A 17,484-nucleotide genomic window follows, 5' to 3' on the forward strand; every position below is an offset into this window, starting at 1 on the left:
CCGCGGCGGCGCTACCTGAGCAGCGCGGTGCCGAGGACCGAGCCGCAGCTCGCCGTGCCGATGCCGCAGGTCGTCCTCGCGATGTCGGCGGCCGTCTGGAAGCCGACGTACCGGACCTGCATCGTGTCGGCGGGCAGGCCCACCGAGGAGTCGAAGCAGGCGGCCCGGTAGGCGTTCTTGCCGTGGTAGCCGCACAGCCTGACGGTGAGGAAGCCGGAGATGGTGTAGTCGGCGTTGGCGCCGTTCTGGCTGACGGTCGTGTACACGGGGAGCACCATCGTGTCGCCGATCTCCGCCTCGAGCGCCGTGTCGACCGGGTTCGAGCTGCCTTTGTTGCCCGGCGTCCCCGTCATGTGCAGGGTGCCGTTGACGAGGCGGATGGTCCCTGCGGGGCACCCGTCGGTGATGTACTCGGCGAGCTTGCTGGCCCCGTTGGAGCCGCAGTAGAGGAAGCCCCAGTTGCCCGCGCCCGCGCTGTCGCCGGCGTCGGTGTTGCACTTCTCGCCACTCCAGACCTTCTCGAGGTGGATGAGCCGGGCGGCGGGGTCGGCGGGGTTCGCGAGACCGGCGGCGATGACGTCCTGGGCCTGGAGGTCGCACACGGCGATGGGCTTGGCGCCGGCGACCTCGGAGGCGCCACCGAGCGCGGCCGTGGCCGTCTTGCGCACCGTGATGGCGTCGACGCCGGCGAGGCGGCCCAGCGTCGTCGGCACCGAGCGGGTCACGGTGACGGTGACCTCGAGGACTCCGTCGGCGTTGCACGACAGGCTCGCCGCGACGTCGGGTGCCGTGAGGCCGACCGACCGGGGCTGGTTGGCCGTGGCGAGGTCGAGCGCCGTGCTCGCCGAGGCCGACCCGTCCTGGACCCGCACGTCGGAACACGTCGACGAGCGGCCGGGGCTGTAGGCCGCCGGGTTGGCCGTCAGCGCGAGCCGCTTCTGCTGGACGACGGCGAGCGCCGCGCTGTCGGCCCCGGAGCTGAAGGCCCGCGCCTGGGCGTAGCTGTTGCCCACGTCGAGGACGAACGCGGCGAGGAGCATCATCGGGACGAGAAGGAAGGCGACCGTGAGCGTGACCGCGCCGCGCTCGTCGCGCCGGGGGCGCGGGATGCGCCGCGGGATCAGGCGTACTCGCACTGGAAGGCCCCCTTCGCGCGGAGGTTCACGGTGCCGAGGAACGGCACCGGGAACGGCGGGCTCGAGGCGAACGTGGCCTGGACGACGAGCTGGGTGCCCCCGGGCGCACCGGTGCACGGCCGGGTCGTCGAGCACGGGTTGACCCCGTCCGAGCGCGACGGCGTGACCGTGACGGCCGCCGCCGACATCCCGACGCCGCCGGAGAGGCTGTTGCGGGCGATGGTCGTCAGCTGGGAGCAGGTCCGCGCCGTGCCGGTCAGCGGCTGGACCACACCGGCGCGGGCGGCGTCGCGGGCCGCGTTGTTGAGGGCGATCTGCTGGCTGAAGATGAACCCGAAGTCGATGATGCCGCCGAGCAGGAGGATGAGGACCGGCAGCACGAGCGCGAACTCGACGGCGGAGGCACCGGACTCGCTGCGGCGGGCCGCGCGGCGGTGGGTCGGGCGCGCCTCGGGCGGGGTGTCGCGCACGGCAGCAGGGTGGAACGGCACAGCAGGTGTCCCCTCGGGAGCAGGGTGGGTCAGGGGGCGACCGGGAGGTCTCCAGTGTGCCCGACTCGAGAAGGCTCTTCCCGACCGAACGGGCCGTGTCGTCCCGTTCCCGCCGCCACCGGTCAGGCCACACCGCCCGCCAGGCCCAGCCAGCCGGCCATGAGGGCGAGCTCGTCGTGCAGCTCGCGGACGTCGTCGGCGCTGCCCCGGCCGTCCTCCCACGTCGTCCGCCGGACCCGCAGCACGCCGGCCGCCCGGTCGGACTTGAGGTCGACGCGGGCGACGAGGTCCTCGCCGAGGAGGAAGGGCAGCACGTAGTAGCCGTGCACCCGCTGCGGCTCGGGGACGTAGATCTCGAGCCGGTAGTCGAAGCCGAAGAGCGCCCGCGTGCGGTCGCGCTGCCAGATGAGGGAGTCGAAGGGCGACAGGAGGGCGCGGGCCCGGACCCGGCGGGGGCGGCGGGCGTCGCGGTGGAGGAACGCGGGGCGGTGCCAGCCCTCGATGCTCGCCGGGACCAGCGTCCCGTCGGCGACGAGTGCCTCGACCGCCGGGCGCGCCTGCTCGGGCCTGAGCCGGAAGTAGTCGCGCAGGCACTGCTCGGTGCCGACGCCGTGCGCGCGGGCGGACCGCTCGACGAGCCGGCGGAACGCCTCGTCGTCCCGTGGCCGGGCCGCGGGGTCGAGGGCGGCGGCCCGATGGGCGGGTGGGAGGACGCGGGCGGGTACGGCGTAGCGGCGCTCGAACTGCTGGGTGCGACCGGCGCTCGACACCTCCCCGGACCAGAAGAGGTGTTCGAGGGCGTTCTTCACCAGGCTCCAGTTCCACCCCCACTCGTCGCGGTCACGCGGGAGGTCGTGGGCGAGGGCGGCCTCGACCTCACGGCTCGTCAGCGGGCCGCGTGCGGCGACCTCGGCGAGGACCGCCGCGACGAGCTCGGGGTGGTCGCGGGCGACCCGCTGCATACCGCCCCACGCGTCGGAGCGGGCCCGGCGCATCCGGAAGTCGAGGAGCGGCCACGTCGACGGCGCGACGAGCGAGGCCTCGTGGGCCCAGTACTCCACGACCCGGCGCGGCGCGACGTCGCGAGCCCGGTCGACGAGGGCCCGGTCGTAGGGCCCGAGCCGGGAGAAGAAGGGGAGGTAGTGGGAGCGCACGACGACGTTGACGCTGTCGATCTGGACGACGCCCACGGTGTCCACCACGCGCTGGACGTCGCGGGTCCCGGGCACGGCGGGGCGTGGGCGCGCGAAACCCTGGGCCGCGAGCGCGATGCGGCGGGCGGCGGGCTTGCTGAGGTGGACGCGCTCGGGCGCGTCACTCATCCGTGGGGAGCAGGTGCTGCCGGTGCGCGTAGACCGCCGCCTCGACGCGCGAGTGCAGGTGCAGCTTCTCGAGGATGTTGCGCACGTGGTTCTTCACGGTGTTCTCGGAGATGACGAGCTCGTCGGCGATCTCGCGGTTGGCGAGGCCGCGGGCGACGAGCCGGAGCACCTCGACCTCGCGGTCGGTGAGCTGCGGCGGCGGGGTGGCGCCGTCGACCGAGCGCGAGGCCTGGCTCAGGCGGGAGAACTCCACGAGGAGGGTGGCTGCCATGCCCGGGGGGATGATCGCCTGCCCGTCGTGGACCCGGCTGATGGCGTCGGCGACCTCCTCGCCCGGGAGGTCCTTGAGCAGGTAGCCGCTCGCGCCGGCCTTGATCGCCTCGAACAGGTCGGTCTCGTCGTCGGACATCGTCAGCATGAGGATGCGCGCCTCGGGGGCGGCCGCCCGGATGCGGCGGCACGCGTCGATGCCGCCGACACCGGGCATCCGGACGTCCATGAGGACGATGTCGGGGTGGAGCCGGACGCAGACCTCCACGGCCTCCGCCCCGTTGCTCGCCTCACCGACCACCTGCGCGCGGCCGTCGAGCTCGACGACGACCTGCATGCCGCGCCGGTACAGGTCGTGGTCGTCGGCGATCACCACGCGGATGGGGCTGCCCCCCGACCCGGGCGTGACGTCCCTCTGCGCGTCAGCGTCCACGGCACACATCGTCGCAGGTGGGACCGGCGCTGCCCAGCACCACCCCGGATCGGGTTCTCAGCAAGTGCATCGGGGGCTCAGGACGCCGCGGCCTCGACGTCGGCCCCGACCTCGTCGTCGGAGCCCGCGAGCGAGCCGTCGAGGTCGAGATGGAGGACCCCGTAGCTCCAGCCGCGCCTGCGGTAGACGACGCTCGCACGGTCGGTGTCGACGTCGTGGAAGAGGTAGAAGTCGTGGCCGACGAGCTCCATGTGGCTCAGCGCCTCGGTGAGCGTCATCGGGGCGGAACGGTGGATCTTCTCGCGGACCTCGACCGGGGAGTCGCCGAACGGGTCGCCGGCGTCCTGCTCGGCGGCCGCCGACTCCGGCTCGGAGGGCGTGGCGATGCGCGCGGTCGCCTTCGCGACGGACTCGGGCGTGCGCCGGCCCCGGTGGACCTGCCGCTTGTCGTTCTTGCGGCGCAGGCGCTCCATCAGCTTGTCGATCGCCATGTCGAGGGCGGCGTGCTTCTCCTCGGCGCACGCCTCCGCCCGGACCACGGGGCCCTTGGCGTGACAGGTGATCTCCACCCGCTCACCCGCCTTCGCCTGACGGCGGTTGGCCTCATGACTGACCAGGACCTCGATCCGCCTCGTGCGGGGCTCGAGCTGGCTCACCTTGGCGAGCTTGTCCTCGATGTGCGCCCTGAAGCGGTCGGAGACGGTCAGGTGCCGTCCGGTCACGACGATGTCCACGTTGGTCCTCCTTGTGCTGGGGGGTGCTACCTGGCTCGCGCGGGCTCTGTCGTCGGGGGCACCACCTCCGAGGGATCGAGGACGTGTCCTGACGCTAGCCCGGCTTCCGGTGGGTCACAAGGGGAACGGGAGGAGGGCACCGCACCGGGTCGTCCTCAGGACGAGCCGACCCCCGGCGCGACCTGCCCCGACGGGCGGTCCGTGGCACCGGCCACGTCGTGGGACGGTCCGGGCGTGGCCGCGACGGTCGCCGCCGCGACGTGGGTCACGCCGGCCGACCGCAGCGCCCGGGCGCCCTCCACGAGGGTCGCACCGGTCGTCACGACGTCGTCGACGAGGACGACCGCGCAACCCGCGACGAGGGGACCAGCGCGCGGGCGCACCTCGAGGGCGCCCGCCAGGTTGCGCGCCCGCTGCTCGCGGGTCAGGCGCGACTGGTCGGCGACCCGGCGCCGGTGCCGCAGGGCGTCGAGGACCTGGAGGAGGTGGGTCCGGCCCGGTGCCGGGGGGCCGCGCACGGCGGCCGCCGCGGCCGCGGCGAGTGCGCCCACGGGGTCCTGCCCGCGGCGGCGCCGTGCGGCCGGCGAGGGTGGGACCGGGACGACGAGCACCCGCTGCCCCGACGCCGTGGTCGACCGCAGGGCCGGGTCGGCGAGGAGCACCCCCACCAGCGCACCCGACAGCAGCGCGGTCAGGGGCACGGACAGGTCGCCCCGGTCGGCGTCCTTCCACGCGGTGACCGCCTCGCGCAGCGCCCCCTCGAACCGCGCGCCGCTCCACACGAGCAGACCGCCGCCGGCCGGCCCGGCGAGGCGACGGGGCCCGCCGAGGCCGCCCGAGGCGCGCACCTCGCCACGGCACCGCCGGCACAGCGGTCCGCCCGGCCCCGCGCACCCCCCGCACCGCACCGGCAGCACGAGGTCACCCACCGCCCCCAGGGCCTCCCGCACCGCCTGCCGGCTCGTCGTCATCCGGCCACGCTCCGGCACGCGACCCGCCGCCGCCAGTCCCCGCCGGAACCTGTGGACGACGCCCGCCGCGCAGGCCACCTGTGGACGGCCACCGGCAAGCGACCCGCCCGGGTGGCCCGCGACGGGGCGCCCCGGCCCCGGATCAGCCTGCGGGCACGGCGAGGTCGTCGGCGGGCCCGTTGTCGACCCATTGCGACCCCTCGCGGGCGAAGAGCCGGCCACTCGCGGTCGTGACGAACAGCTCGCGCTCCCCTCCCGTCGCGGTGATGGCGACGGCGTCGCGCACCGCGGCCAGCGGCCGCACCTCGCCGCCCACGGTGAGGACGGTGGGCTGGAGCGTCCTGCCGTCGAGGACCGCGAGCGTCGCGAGCGTCCGGTCGTCGAGCCAGGCGAGGGAGACGGCCCGGACCACGGGCACGGCGAGCCGCAGGGGCGACGCCAGCGACTGCGGCACCCCGCCGCCGCCGCGCCGGATCCCGGCGAGGTCGATCCGGTGCCCCGCCCCGTCGGCCCCCACGGACAGCACGGCCACCCGGTCGCCGTCGGGTGCGACGCGAGCCTCGAGCACGCGCCGCCCGTCGAGCCAGGAGGCGGAGACGCCACGCGCCCGCGCGGCCTCGGGGTCCGCGGGGTCGGCGCGGGTGTCGACGACCCACAGCCGCGGCCCCTCCGGTCCCTCGCCCGACACCGCCCCGAGCCACAGCCACCCACGCCGGTCGTAGGCGGGTGAGCCCACGTCGCCGGCGTCGAGCGGCACCTCGTACCGGTTGGTGCCGCGCCACCGGGAGACGCCCTGCTCCCCGGGGTCGGCCGTCGCGAGCTCGGTCCCGTCGGCGGAGAGGGCGAGGTGGCGGTAGGACCGGTCGACGGGCGGGTAGGTGACCGGTGTGGCCGGCTGGCGCGGGTCCTGCTCGGTCGACGCCGGGTCGAAGCCCACGACGTCGTTGCCCCGGCGCACGACCGGCGCGGGCAGGGCGGCCCCGGGTGGCGTGGCGAAGCCGACCTCGGCGAGGGTCCCCGCCGACGCGTCGAGGCCCGCGAGGTCGACGGGGACTCCGTCGACGGAGAGCGCGACCCGGTTGACCGACGCGTCCTGGGTCAGGGTGCCGACGAACTGCGCCCAGAGGTTCTGCCGCAGGGCCTCCCCCGGCCCGAGCCGTGCCGAGATGAGGTTGACCGTCGCCACGCCCGAGTCGACCGAGACGGCGTCACCGAGGAGGCGCGCACCGGCGGGCACCGCGGTCGTCGCGGCCCCGCGCAGGTGCACCGGGACCGCGGCCAGCTGGGCGCGCGCCAGGCGCGTCGCGAGCTTGTCCGAGGGGAACCAGCGCACGTCCGGCACGAGGGCGCGGCGGCTGGTCGAGACGTAGTGGAGGGCGTAGGGCTGGACGAGCCGCGAGACGTCGGACCGGGCGATCCACCGGCCGAACCCCTCCGGCAGCTCGGACAGCCGCCACTCCCCTCCGACGGTGGACAGCCGGAACACCGCCTTCACCGTGCTCCCGGGCTTGACGGCCGTGAACCGCCCCTCGGCGTCGACCGTCCCCGCGGCGCGGGCGGTCACCTCGACCGTCGCGGTGTCGAGGAGGCGGGCCGAGGGCGCCGTGTCGTCGGCGAGGAGGACGATGGCGCGGTCGGGGTTCCAGCGCTCGCTCACGGGTGCGGTGAGGAAGGCCCGCGCGTTCTCGTAGGCCCCGTCGCTCGCCGCGCCGGCCCGGAGGAAGCCGCGCACCATGCTCTCCTGCCCGGCCCCCTCGACGGGCCCGGGGAAGGTGAACCGCACGTCGGGCGGGTTCGCGCTGCCGACCTCGAGGCCGGGCTCGACCGGCCCGCTGCGCGACAGCCCGGCGCACCCGCCCAGCAGGGCCGCGACCGCCACGACCGCCGCGAGCGCCGTGCCACGCCGACCCCGACGTCCGCGGCGACCGGACCGGCCGCCGCGAGCGCCCGTGCCCGCGCGGCTCACCGGTCCTCGGTCGGGCTCAGCGAGAGCGGTGACCCGTGGAGCGTCTCCCCCGCGCGCTGCGGCAGCGTGAGCCGGAACCTCGACCCGACGCCGCGCTTGCCCCACGCCTGGAGCCACCCGTTGTGCAGGCGGGCGTCCTCCAGCGAGATCGAGAGCCCGAGGCCGGTGCCACCGGTGGTGCGTGCCCGGGCGGGGTCGGCGCGCCAGAAGCGGGTGAAGACGTTGGCGGCCTCGCCGGGGCGCAGGCCGACGCCGTGGTCCTCGACGACGACGGCCACGGCGTCGCCACCGACCCCCACGTGGATGTCGATGGGCTTGCCCTCGCCGTGCTCGATGGCGTTGACGACGAGGTTGCGCAGGATCCGCTCGACCCGGCGCTCGTCGACCTCGGCCTCGGCGACCGCGGCCGGCGCGTGCACGGTGACGCGGCTCCCCCGCCGCTCGGCGAGCGGCCGCGCCGCCTCGACGACCTTGCGGACCGTGCCGGCGATGTCGACCGGCTCGACGTCGAGGGCGGCGGCACCGGCGTCGAACCGGCTGATCTCGAGCAGGTCCGACAGCAGGGCCTCGAACCGGTCGAGCTCACCGGCGAGCAGCTCGGCCGAGCGGGCCACCGTGGGGTCGAAGTCGGTGCGGGCCTCGTGGATGAGGTCGACCGCCATCCGGATCGTCGTGAGCGGCGTGCGCAGCTCGTGGGAGACGTCGGAGACGAAGCGCTGCTGGACCGCCGAGAGACCCTCGAGCTGGCGGATCTGGGACTGCAGGCTGTCGGCCATCGCGTTGAACGAGGTCGCCAGGAGCGCCAGGTCGTCCTCGCCCCGCGTCGGCATCCGCTGGTTGAGCTTGCCCGCCGACAGCCGCTGGGCGACCTCCGCGGCGCGCCGCACCGGCGCGACCACCTGGCGGGTGACGACCCACGCGACCGCGCCGACGAGGAGGGTGAGGATGACCCCGGCCAGGAGGAAGGAGCTGCTGATCAGCTCCATCGTCGCGACCTCCTGCTTCATCGGGTAGATGAAGTAGAGGTCGTACGGTCCGGCGTCCGGCACCTCCACGACGCTGCCGACGATGACGGCGGGCAGCGTCTCGCCGCGCACCGTCACCTCGCTCATCTGGACCTGCTGGCGGTCCGGGGAGGCGGACACGGCCCGCTGGAGGTCCTCGCTCACCGCGGACAGGTCGAGGGCCCCGCTGCGCAGCTCGACGAGGACGATGTCGCTGTCGTTGTTCTGCGAGCGGGTCATGACGACGTAGCGGCTCGGGTCCTCCTCGGGGGCCGCGAGGATCCGCTGCATGATGTCGTTGGCGGCCTGGTTGAGGGCGTCGACCGACGTCGAGGCGGAGTTGCGCCACGTCGTCTGCGCCTGGCCGGTCAGCGCCAGCGCCTCGTACTCCGCCGACTCGATGCGGTCCCGCTCGAGGCCGTTGGCGATCTGCTCGTGGAGGACGCCGCCGAGCAGCGACACGACGACGAGGCCGAGCGCCATCGTCGTGGTGACGACGCGCAGCTGGAGCGAGTGGCGCCACCGGGCGCGGCCGGCGCTCGCGAGGCGTCGCACGCCCCCGACGAGTGCCGCGGCGAGGTCGGCGGCCCGGGCGCGGACCCCCTCCTCGCCGTCGAGGGACGGTCCTCCGCCGTCGAGGTCGGGGCGCAGGTCGAGTCGGCGCGCGGTGCGCGCGGGGTCGGCGGGCCCCTCGCCGGACTCTGCGGGGGTCCGGACGCCGACGTCGGCGTTGCCGGACACGGTCAGGCCTTGCCGGCCTTGTAGCCCACGCCGCGGACGGTCACGACGATCTCCGGGTGCTCGGGGTCGTGCTCGATCTTCGAGCGCAGCCGCTGCACGTGGACGTTGACGAGGCGGGTGTCGCCGGCGTGCCGGTAGCCCCACACCTGCTCGAGGAGGACCTCGCGGGTGAAGACCTGCCACGGCTTGCGGGCGAGCGCGACGAGCAGGTCGAACTCGAGCGGAGTCAGCGAGAGCGGCACGCCGTCGCGGGTCACCGAGTGGCCGGCGACGTCGATGGCGAGGTCGCCGATCGTCAGCCGCTCCGGCTCGGGCTCGTCGCCGCGCCGCAGCCGGGCGCGGACCCGGGCGATGAGCTCCTGGGGCTTGAAGGGCTTCACGACGTAGTCGTCGGCACCGGACTCGAGGCCGAGGACGACGTCGACGGTGTCGGTCTTGGCGGTGAGCATGACGATGGGGACGCCGGACTCGGCGCGGATCTCGCGGCACACCTCGAGGCCGTCCTTGCCGGGGAGCATGACGTCGAGGAGGACGAGGTCGGGGCGGTGGTCGCGGAACGCCCCCAGCGCCGACGACCCCTCGGCCACGTGGTCGACCTCGAGACCCTCGTTGCGCAGGACGATGCCGAGCATCTCCGCCAGCGCCAGGTCGTCGTCGACGACGAGTACGCGACCCTTCACGTCGCCGGTCCTTTCCCCACGGTGCCCGAATGTCGCGCCATCCTCCCACAGCGTGCTGGGACACATCCCGGTTTGCCGAGAGACCTGGGGCCGGAGTCACTACCCTTCGAGGGTGACCCGCACCTCTCGCCTGCTGCGCCTGGACGCGTCGGCGAAGATCCGCCTCGCCTTCGCGCTGCTCAGCCTGGTGCTCGCGGTCATCACCCAGTCCGCCGACGAGGTCGTCCCGTGGCTGCTCCTCGTCGTCGCCCTCGACCTCGTCGTCGTCGCGATCGGCAACATGCCGGTGGCGCGGCGCGGCGTCGTCAACACCCTCGTCCTCACCCTCCTCGTCGGGTCCGCGGCCGCCGCCGGGGTCGCCTACGCGTGGACCGGCATCGGCGCCTCCCTCCTCGCCCTGATGCCGGCCTTCCACGCCGGTGCCCGCACCGGACGGCTCGGCGCGCTCGCCACGTCGGTGGCCTCGTCGGGGACCTTCGTCACCCTCTTCGTCCTCGGCGAGGCGCGGGACCACTCGCCCGCCGGGTCGCTGCTGTGGATCGGCGCCACCATCGCGATGGGCCTGCTCGGCATGTGGAACACGCGGCTCATCGAGGAGAAGGAGGCGTCCGGGCCCGACCCGGCGGCCCGCGAGGCCATCGAGCTGATCCAGCGTCTCCAGGACCTCTCCTCGCAGATGTCGACCGGCCTCGACGCCCCCGCGAGCGCGACCCTCGCCCTCGACCTCCTCGCCGCAGAGGTCCCGTCGTCGCGCAGCGCGGTCCTCGTCACCGAGGACGCCGAGCACCTCGTCCCGGTGGCCCTGCGCGGCTCGACCCGCGCGCCGTGGCACATCGCCGAGCACCTGTCGACCCTGCTCCGCTCGAACTCGAGCAGCTGGAAGCCGACCGAGGTGAGCTTCGTCGACGACATGGGCCGGCGCCGGGCCCTCGTCGTCCCCTTCGCCCTCGGCAACGGGTCGACGACCGTCCTCGTCGCCGAGCGCGCGGAGGAGCGCACGTTCACCGACCAGGAGCGCACGATCGCCCGCGACGTCATCCGGCGGATCGCACCCACCCTCCAGGCCGGTCTCCTCTTCGGCACCCTGCGCCAGTTCGCCAGCCTCGAGGAGCGCAACCGGATCGCCCGTGACATCCACGACGGCATCGCCCAGGAGCTCGCGGCGCTCGGCTACCAGGTCGACGCCCTGCGCGCGATGGCCGGCCCGCCCGGTGTCCCGATGCGCGACGGCCTCGACGCGCTGCGCGAGCAGATGAGCACGGCGATGGCCGACCTCCGCCTCCAGGTCACCGAGCTGCGCGTCGCCGAGCGCCCGGGCACGGGCCTCGGTGCCGTGATCGGGGCCGCGGTCCAGAGCTTCGGCAGCGTCACCGGTGTCCGCACGACCGTCACCGTCAGCGAGAGCCAGCGCCGGATGGACCCGCGGGTCGAGATCGTCATCCACCGGATCGTCATGGACATCCTCGCCGACGCCCAGTCGTCCGGCGCCCGCAACGCCTGGGTCTCCCTCTCGACGTCGCACGCGGGCCCGGCGCGCGTCGACGTCTCGCACGACGGCGACCCGCGGCTGGCCAAGCGCAGCTTCCGCGACCCGGGGCTCGACACGCTCGACGCCACGTTGTTCGTCAGGACCGAGCCGAACAAGCGGACCACCGTTAACCTGACCGTGCAGGAGCCCGCCGCGGTCGGCGCGTTCCGCGATTCCTGACCCGAAGGAGCGCCCGTGGGGATCAGCGTCGTGCTCGTCGACGACCACGCCGTCGTCCGCGAGGCCGTGGCGGGCATGCTCGCCGCCCAGGAGGACGTGTCGGTGGTGGGGCAGGCCGGTTCGCTCGCCGACGGCCAGGCGATGCTCGAGCGGGTGTTCGCGTCCCCGCCGGAGGGTCGGGTCGTCGCCGTCGTCGACGTCACCATGCCCGACGGCAGCGGCCTCTCGCTCGTCCGCGCGGCCCGCGAGCGCTCCGCCGACATCGGCCTCGTCGTCCTGACGATGCTCAACGACGACGCCACCCTCCTCGAGGCGCTCGACGCCGGCGCCTCGGCCCTCGTCCGCAAGAGCGCGCCCTCGGAGCAGGTGATCTCGGCCGTGCGCCGGGCCGCCGACATGCCGGGCGAGTTCAGCGCCAGCGGTCTCGCCGAGGCCATGCGCCGCCGCAGCGAGGCGCCCCAGACCAGGCTGACCCAGCGCGAGTCCGAGGTCCTCGACCTCCTCGTCGAGGGTGCGTCGGTGGCGCAGGTCGGCCGGCAGCTCTACATGAGCCCGTCCACCGTCAAGACGCACATCGGCAAGATCTACGAGAAGCTCGGCGCCCACAACCGCGCGAGCGCGGTCATCGCGGCCGTCCGGCTGGGGCTGGTCGCCGACGACGACAACCGCCAGGTCTGACCGCCGTCGCTCAGCCCGCCCCGCCGAGCACGGCGAGCAGGGCCGGCGCGAGGTCGCGGCTCGCGGCCACGCTGAGGTGGCTCCAGTTGCGGTACAGCGCGACGCCGTCGCGGTCGGTCGAGCACGAGGCCCCCTCGCACAGCAGCGGCCACGGGTCGAACGCCCGGGCCCCGGTGGCGGTGGCGACCTCGTCGAGGACGACGCGCACCCGCCCCTGGCCGACGGTGAGGGAGTCGAGCGACACGGTGTCGTGGCACTCCCCCGCCCGGATGACCGACAGGGTGCACCGCTCCGGCCGGTAGTCCACGTGCAGCGGCACGGACTGGAGGAGGACGACCCGGTGTCCCGCCGTCCGCAGCCGGGAAGCCGTGTCGGACAGCGCGGTCCGCAGCAGCGACAGCTTCGCGTCGGTGTCCGTCGTGGCGTCGCCGGACGGCCCCGCCGCGACCCAGCGAGGGTCCGACCAGTACGTGTCGGCATTGGCGACGAGGACGGTTCCGGGGGGTTCGGCGAGGAGCTCGGCGAGGAGGGCGTCGTTGCGGTCGCGGCAGTCGGTCGTCACCGTGTCGAGCGAGACGGCGAGACCCGGGACGAACGGGCAGCTGTACGACATCGTCGCCGACGTCGGCCGGCCGTCCAGCCGGGCGGCGGCCACGACCCCGTCGCTGTAGTGGCCGGCGTGCGAGTCGCCGACGAGGTGGACCGTGCCGGGCGCCGGCCCGGCAGCGGCGCCCTGCGCCGGCCACGTGCAGAGCCGGACGGTCGGGGTGTCGCAGCCGTGGGCGACCGCGGCGGGACTGACGTCGGCCGCCGCCAGGGCGCGCACGGGCGCCTCGCCGACCCGCGACGAGAGCAGCGGGACGGCCAGGGCCGCGACGGCGAGCACCGGGACCACGGTGGCCCCGACGACGAGGGCGAGGACGGGGCGGCCGTCGGGTCCGGGGCGGCGGAAGGGCTGCTCGACCCACCGGTACGACGCGAACGCCAGCGGGACCGACGCGGCCGCCGCGGCCGGTGCCACCCACGCCGCTCCCCCGCCGACGAGGGAGGCGAGGACGATGACGGGCCAGTGCCAGAGGTAGACCGAGTACGAGCGGTCGCCGAGCCCGACGAACCCGCGGGACGACAGCACCCTCGTCACGGACGTGGTCGCCCACCCGCCGGCGAGGACGACGAGGACGGTGCCGAGGACGGCCGTGACCGTCGCGACGAGCTGGATGCGGCCCCCTCCCGTGGGCGCGACGAACGAGGCGGCGACGAGGACGGCGCCGAGCGAGCCGGCCAGCGCCGGTGTGCTGCGCCCGGGGACGGCGCGCGACCCGAGGAGGGCGACGAGTGCCCCGGCGCCGAACTCCCAGGCCCGGGTGACGGTGCTGTAGAACCCGAGGACGCCGGGGGCCGTGCCGGTCGGCGCCAGGGCCGCGACGGCGGCGAGGGCGAGGGACACGACGGTCAGGGCGCCGACGGTCGTGGCCGCCGCCGGCCACCGACGGCTCGGGCGGGAACCGCTGCGCGCCACCAGGCCCCACGTCGTCACGAGGAGCATCGGCACGACCAGGTAGAACTGCTCCTCGACCGACAGCGACCACGTGTGGAGCAGCGGGTTCGTCTCCGCGGGCACCCCGAAGTAGTCCCCCGTCGAGCGGGCGATGACGACGTTCGCCGAGAACAGGATCGCCCCGACACCCGTGAGCACCGCCGTCTGGAGCGGCCCGAGGGGTGAGAGCACCACGAGCGAGACCGCCAGCGTCGCGACGACCATGACGGAGAGCGCGGGGACGAGGCGTCGGAACCGGCGGGCGTAGAAGTGGCGCAGGTCGGTGCGGCCGGTGCTCGCGCGCTCGCGCGCCAGCAGCCCGGTGATGACGAAGCCCGAGACGACGAAGAAGACGTCGACCCCGAGGTAGCCACCGGGCAGGGGCACCCCGGCGTGGTAGAGCACGACCGCGGCGACGGCCGCGGCCCGCAGGCCCTGGACGTCGAGGCGGTGGTGGCCGGTGCCGGAGGGCCCCGAGCCGGTCACAGGCTCGAGAAGACCTCGGCGATCCGGATGGCACCCGGGCCGATGATGACGATGAACAGCGCGGGGAAGATGCACAGCAGCAGGGGGAAGAGGATCTTGACCGTGACCTTCTGGGCCTGCTCCTCGGCGCGCTGGCGGCGGGCGATGCGCATCTCACGGGTCTGCTCGCGCAGCACCGCGGCCACCGGCAGACCCATGCGGTCGGCCTGGACGAGGGCGCTGACGAAGGTCTTCACCTCGGGGGCGGTCGTGCGCTCGCCGAGCGAGGCGAAGGCGTCGGCCCGCGACTTGCCGATCTGGATCTCGGAGAGGACGCGGGCGAACTCCCCACCGATCGGTCCGGTCACCGTCTTGGCGACCTGGAGGATCGCCGCGTCGAAGCCCTGACCCGCCTCGACGCAGACCGTGAGCATGTCGAGCGCGTCGGCGAGGCCCTTGCGCATCTCCTGCTGACGCTTCAGACCCAGGTTGTAGACGAGGAGGTCGGGCAGGAAGAACCCGGCGGCGGCGGCGGCGGCCGCGGCGAGGAAGCCGGTGAGACCGACACCGAAGATGACGAGGGCGACGACGCCACCGAGGAAGAGGCCGATGCCCTTGACGCCCATGATCCGCTCGATGGTCCAGGCGGCCGGGTTGCCCGCCTTGTCGAGCGAGCGGGCGATGCGGTCGCCGGTGCCGCCGGGCGAGAGGCGCTCGGCCAGGCGACGCAGCGTGTTGATGAGGGGGTCGAGCAGGCGGTCCTTGGCCGCGAGCTCGCTCTTGCCGACCATGGCCCGGGTGGGCTGGTAGTTGACGAGCTCGAGGGAGCGAGCGACGCCGCGGCTGGCACCCCCGCCGCGTCCCGTCGCCAGGACGGCCACGGCGGCACCGGCCACGATGAGCAGGGCACCGAAGAACAGGAGCACGACCTACACCTCGATCTTGACGACGTTGCGCATCCAGAAGATGCCGATGATCATCGCGACGCTCCCGGCACCGAGCATCGCGAAGCCGAAGAGGGAGTTCCACAGCAGGCTGACGTACTCGTAGTTCGTCCACATCGAGTAGAAGAGCAGGCCGAACGGGAGGGCGATGAGGATGTAGGCCGAGAGGCGACCCTCGGCGGAGAGCGCCTTGACGTGACGCCGCAGTCCCTCGCGCTCGCGGAGCGTGGCGGCGGTGGTCCGCAGCGTCTCGGCCAGGTTTCCACCGACCTCGCGCTGGATGCGGATGGCCATCGTCGCCCAGCGCATGTTGGCGCTGTCCATCCGCTCGGCCATGTGCTCGAGCGCGTCGGACACGTCGGCGCCGATGCGGGTCTCGGCGAGGGCTCGCGAGAACTCCTTGGAGGCCGGCTGCGGGGCGTCGCGGGCGACGGCGTCGAGGGCCTGGAGGAGGCTGAAGCCGCTCGCGAGGCTGGTCGCGGTGAGCATGAGGACGTCGGGCAGGACGAACTCGAAGGCGTTGGCACGGCGGCGCGCGAGGAATCGCAGCGCGACCGCCGGGAAGACGTACCCGAGGACGATGCCGAGGACGAGGCCGACCCACATGCTGCGCGACGCCAGCAGCACGTAGCCGATGAGCCCACCGACGAGGACCGACAGGATCCGGATGACGAACCACTCGCCCGCGCGCCACGGAAGGTCGGCGCGGTCGATCAGGGCCATGGTGCGGCTCGTCGACTCGCGACCGGACATCACCTTCTCGCCGGCGTCGACGAGGCTCTGCGTGACCCCGGCGGACGCGGATTTCTCGGCCTTGGCGACCCGGGCCCTGCCGCCGATGCCGTAGGCCTCGATGGTGCTGACCCGCTCCTTGCGCGCCGACCGGAAGGCGGGGGCGAAGCCGGTGATGACCAGCAGGAACATGCCGAGGAAGATGACGCCCATCGCCACCGGCAGGAACACCCCGAGCGGCGGCGACGGCAGCGGCTCGGAGCTGATGACACCGGGCGCCGTGACGACCTGCTCGTCCTCGTTCACCTCGACGACGGGGGCGGCCGCGCCGAGGTCGAGCTCGGCCTCGGCCGTGAAGGGCCGGCCCGACGCGGTCCCGGTGACGACGACCGGCTGGACACCGGTGAGGCCTGCCGGACGCCGGACCGAGATGGTCACCTGCGACTCGAGGGCTCGCGCGGCCGCGTTGAACGCCGACGCCACCGCTTCCCGGTTCGTCGCCGTGACCACGGATCCGCCTCCGGCCGTGGCGAACTGGCGCAGGACGCCACCGTTGGACTCGGGGCTGTTGAACGCGACGACCTCGGCGCGGACCTTGGCCTTGGTCAGCGCGTTGACGGCCGCCTTGAGCTGCGAGGCCTCGCGCGCGTTGCCGCCCTTGATGTCCTCGACGGTGTCGCCGCCGTCGCTGAGGAGGACGATGCTGCGCTCGCCACTGGTGCCCAGGGCCTTCACGGCCACCTGCACGCCCTGGTAGAGCGCGGTCTCCCCGCGGGAGCGGAGGTTGTCGACGGCGCGCTGGACGGCGGCCCGGTTCGTCGTCGGCTTGACGTCGACGCCGGCGGTCGAGGCGAAGGAGACGACCCCGACCTTGACGTCCTTCGGCACGGCGGCGAGGAAGTCCCTCACCGCGGCGCGGACCGTGGCCATGCCGCTGTTCTCCATGGAGCCGCTCGTGTCGATGACGAGCATCGTCGTGCGCGCCTTGGCGGCGGCGGGCTTGAGGGTCACCTGGGCGTCCTGCCCCCCGACCGTGGCCTTGACCCCGGCGGTGTCGACCGTGAGGGTCGTCGTGCCGCGGACGATGAGCGTGCCGTCGATGACGGAGGCACCGGGGCGCAGGTCGCTGAGGCTCGCCCGGGCCTCCTCGGCGGCGTGGGCCGGGGACACGGGGACGAGCGCCGCGAGCACGGCGACGACCGCGGTCGTCACCGCCCTCGGGAGCAGCCTCCGGGTGGACATCGTCATCGCGCCCCGAACGTGAACAGCGTCGGGGGCAGGTCGACCCCGAGGTCCTGGAGGTCCTGGGTGAACTTCGGCCGCAGGCCGGTGCTCACGAGCTGGCCGCGGAACCGGCCCTGCTCGTCGCGGCCGGCGGAGAAGTCGAAGGTGAAGATGTCCTGGAGGGTGATGACCTCGCCCTCCATGCCGACCACCTCGGAGATCGCGGTGATGCGCCGCGAGCCGTCCTTGAGGCGGGCCTGCTGGATGACCATGTCGAGCGCGCCGGCGACCTGCTCGCGGATGGCGCGCACGGGCAGCTCGACACCCGCCATGAGCACCATGGTCTCGAGACGGGCGAGCGAGTCGCGAGGGCTGTTGGCGTGGACGGTGGTGATCGAGCCGTCGTGGCCGGTGTTCATCGCCTGGAGCATGTCGAGCGCGGCACCGT

General features: G+C 74.2%; 15 protein-coding genes. 2 read left to right on the forward strand and 13 right to left on the reverse strand.

From position 1 onward, the window contains the following. Positions 1-11: 11 nt before the first annotated feature. From ACK8HX_RS14555 to mtrA, 9 genes are all read right to left on the reverse strand, one after another. Entirely contained in the window at positions 12-1,136 is a 1,125-nt protein-coding gene (locus tag ACK8HX_RS14555) for a pilus assembly protein TadG-related protein (protein WP_411941443.1), read from the reverse strand. Next, on the reverse strand, positions 1,121-1,606 hold the full coding sequence (locus ACK8HX_RS14560; protein ID WP_411941444.1) for a TadE/TadG family type IV pilus assembly protein: 486 nt from the start codon (positions 1,604-1,606) through the stop codon (positions 1,121-1,123). The genes ACK8HX_RS14555 and ACK8HX_RS14560 overlap by 16 nt, the downstream gene beginning before the upstream one ends. A 143-nt stretch (positions 1,607-1,749) precedes the next feature. Next, a complete protein-coding gene (locus ACK8HX_RS14565) occupies positions 1,750-2,949 on the reverse strand; it encodes a winged helix-turn-helix domain-containing protein (RefSeq protein ID WP_411941445.1) in 1,200 nt (399 codons plus the stop codon). Beyond that, on the reverse strand, positions 2,942-3,661 hold the full coding sequence (locus tag ACK8HX_RS14570) for a response regulator (RefSeq protein ID WP_411941446.1): 720 nt from the start codon (positions 3,659-3,661) through the stop codon (positions 2,942-2,944). Before ACK8HX_RS14570 ends, ACK8HX_RS14565 begins: the two co-directional genes overlap by 8 nt. 68 nt (positions 3,662-3,729) lie before the next feature. Continuing rightward, positions 3,730-4,386 carry a ribosome hibernation-promoting factor, HPF/YfiA family gene (gene hpf, locus ACK8HX_RS14575; protein WP_411941447.1) on the reverse strand — a complete coding sequence of 219 codons (657 nt, stop codon included), beginning with the start codon at positions 4,384-4,386 and terminating at the stop codon, positions 3,730-3,732. Positions 4,387-4,541: 155 nt separating this feature from the next. Beyond that, positions 4,542-5,357: a phosphoribosyltransferase family protein gene (locus ACK8HX_RS14580; protein WP_411941448.1), complete on the reverse strand. Its 816-nt coding sequence runs from the start codon at positions 5,355-5,357 to the stop codon at positions 4,542-4,544. Positions 5,358-5,499: 142 nt separating this feature from the next. Next, positions 5,500-7,323, reverse strand: a complete 1,824-nt coding sequence (locus ACK8HX_RS14585; RefSeq protein WP_411941449.1) for an LpqB family beta-propeller domain-containing protein — start codon at positions 7,321-7,323, stop codon at positions 5,500-5,502. Next, entirely contained in the window at positions 7,320-9,068 is a 1,749-nt protein-coding gene (gene mtrB / locus ACK8HX_RS14590) for an MtrAB system histidine kinase MtrB (protein WP_411941450.1), read from the reverse strand. Before mtrB ends, ACK8HX_RS14585 begins: the two co-directional genes overlap by 4 nt. Positions 9,069-9,070: 2 nt before the next feature. Beyond that, positions 9,071-9,748, reverse strand: coding sequence for an MtrAB system response regulator MtrA (mtrA, locus tag ACK8HX_RS14595; RefSeq protein WP_411941451.1), 678 nt, complete (start codon positions 9,746-9,748; stop codon positions 9,071-9,073). Between the two features lie 112 nt (positions 9,749-9,860). On the opposite strand from mtrA, the gene ACK8HX_RS14600 reads away from it, so the two are divergent. Together ACK8HX_RS14600 and ACK8HX_RS14605 are read left to right on the forward strand one after the other, a co-directional pair. Further along, entirely contained in the window at positions 9,861-11,456 is a 1,596-nt protein-coding gene (locus ACK8HX_RS14600; protein WP_411941452.1) for a sensor histidine kinase, read from the forward strand. Positions 11,457-11,471: 15 nt separating this feature from the next. Continuing rightward, positions 11,472-12,134 (forward strand): response regulator transcription factor, encoded by a 663-nt coding sequence (locus ACK8HX_RS14605; protein ID WP_411941453.1) that lies wholly within the window; start codon positions 11,472-11,474, stop codon positions 12,132-12,134. 10 nt (positions 12,135-12,144) lie between these two features. Here the strand turns inward: ACK8HX_RS14605 and ACK8HX_RS14610 are convergent, their stop codons facing one another. The 4 genes from ACK8HX_RS14610 to ACK8HX_RS14625 form a co-directional block, all read right to left on the reverse strand. After that, entirely contained in the window at positions 12,145-14,157 is a 2,013-nt protein-coding gene (locus ACK8HX_RS14610) for an acyltransferase family protein (RefSeq protein ID WP_411941454.1), read from the reverse strand. After that, complete coding sequence (locus ACK8HX_RS14615; protein ID WP_411941455.1) at positions 14,154-15,062, reverse strand: type II secretion system F family protein; 909 nt, start codon at positions 15,060-15,062, stop codon at positions 14,154-14,156. The genes ACK8HX_RS14610 and ACK8HX_RS14615 overlap by 4 nt, the downstream gene beginning before the upstream one ends. A 3-nt stretch (positions 15,063-15,065) precedes the next feature. Next, positions 15,066-17,060, reverse strand: a complete 1,995-nt coding sequence (locus ACK8HX_RS14620) for a VWA domain-containing protein (protein WP_411941456.1) — start codon at positions 17,058-17,060, stop codon at positions 15,066-15,068. Beyond that, positions 17,057-17,484, reverse strand: a 428-nt coding sequence (locus ACK8HX_RS14625) for an ATPase, T2SS/T4P/T4SS family (RefSeq protein WP_411941457.1), incomplete at its 5' end; no start/stop codon positions are given. The genes ACK8HX_RS14625 and ACK8HX_RS14620, both read right to left, overlap by 4 nt.

The organism is Oryzobacter faecalis, from assembly GCF_046764005.1.
Classification (GTDB): Bacteria; Actinomycetota; Actinomycetes; order Actinomycetales; family Dermatophilaceae; genus Oryzobacter; species Oryzobacter faecalis.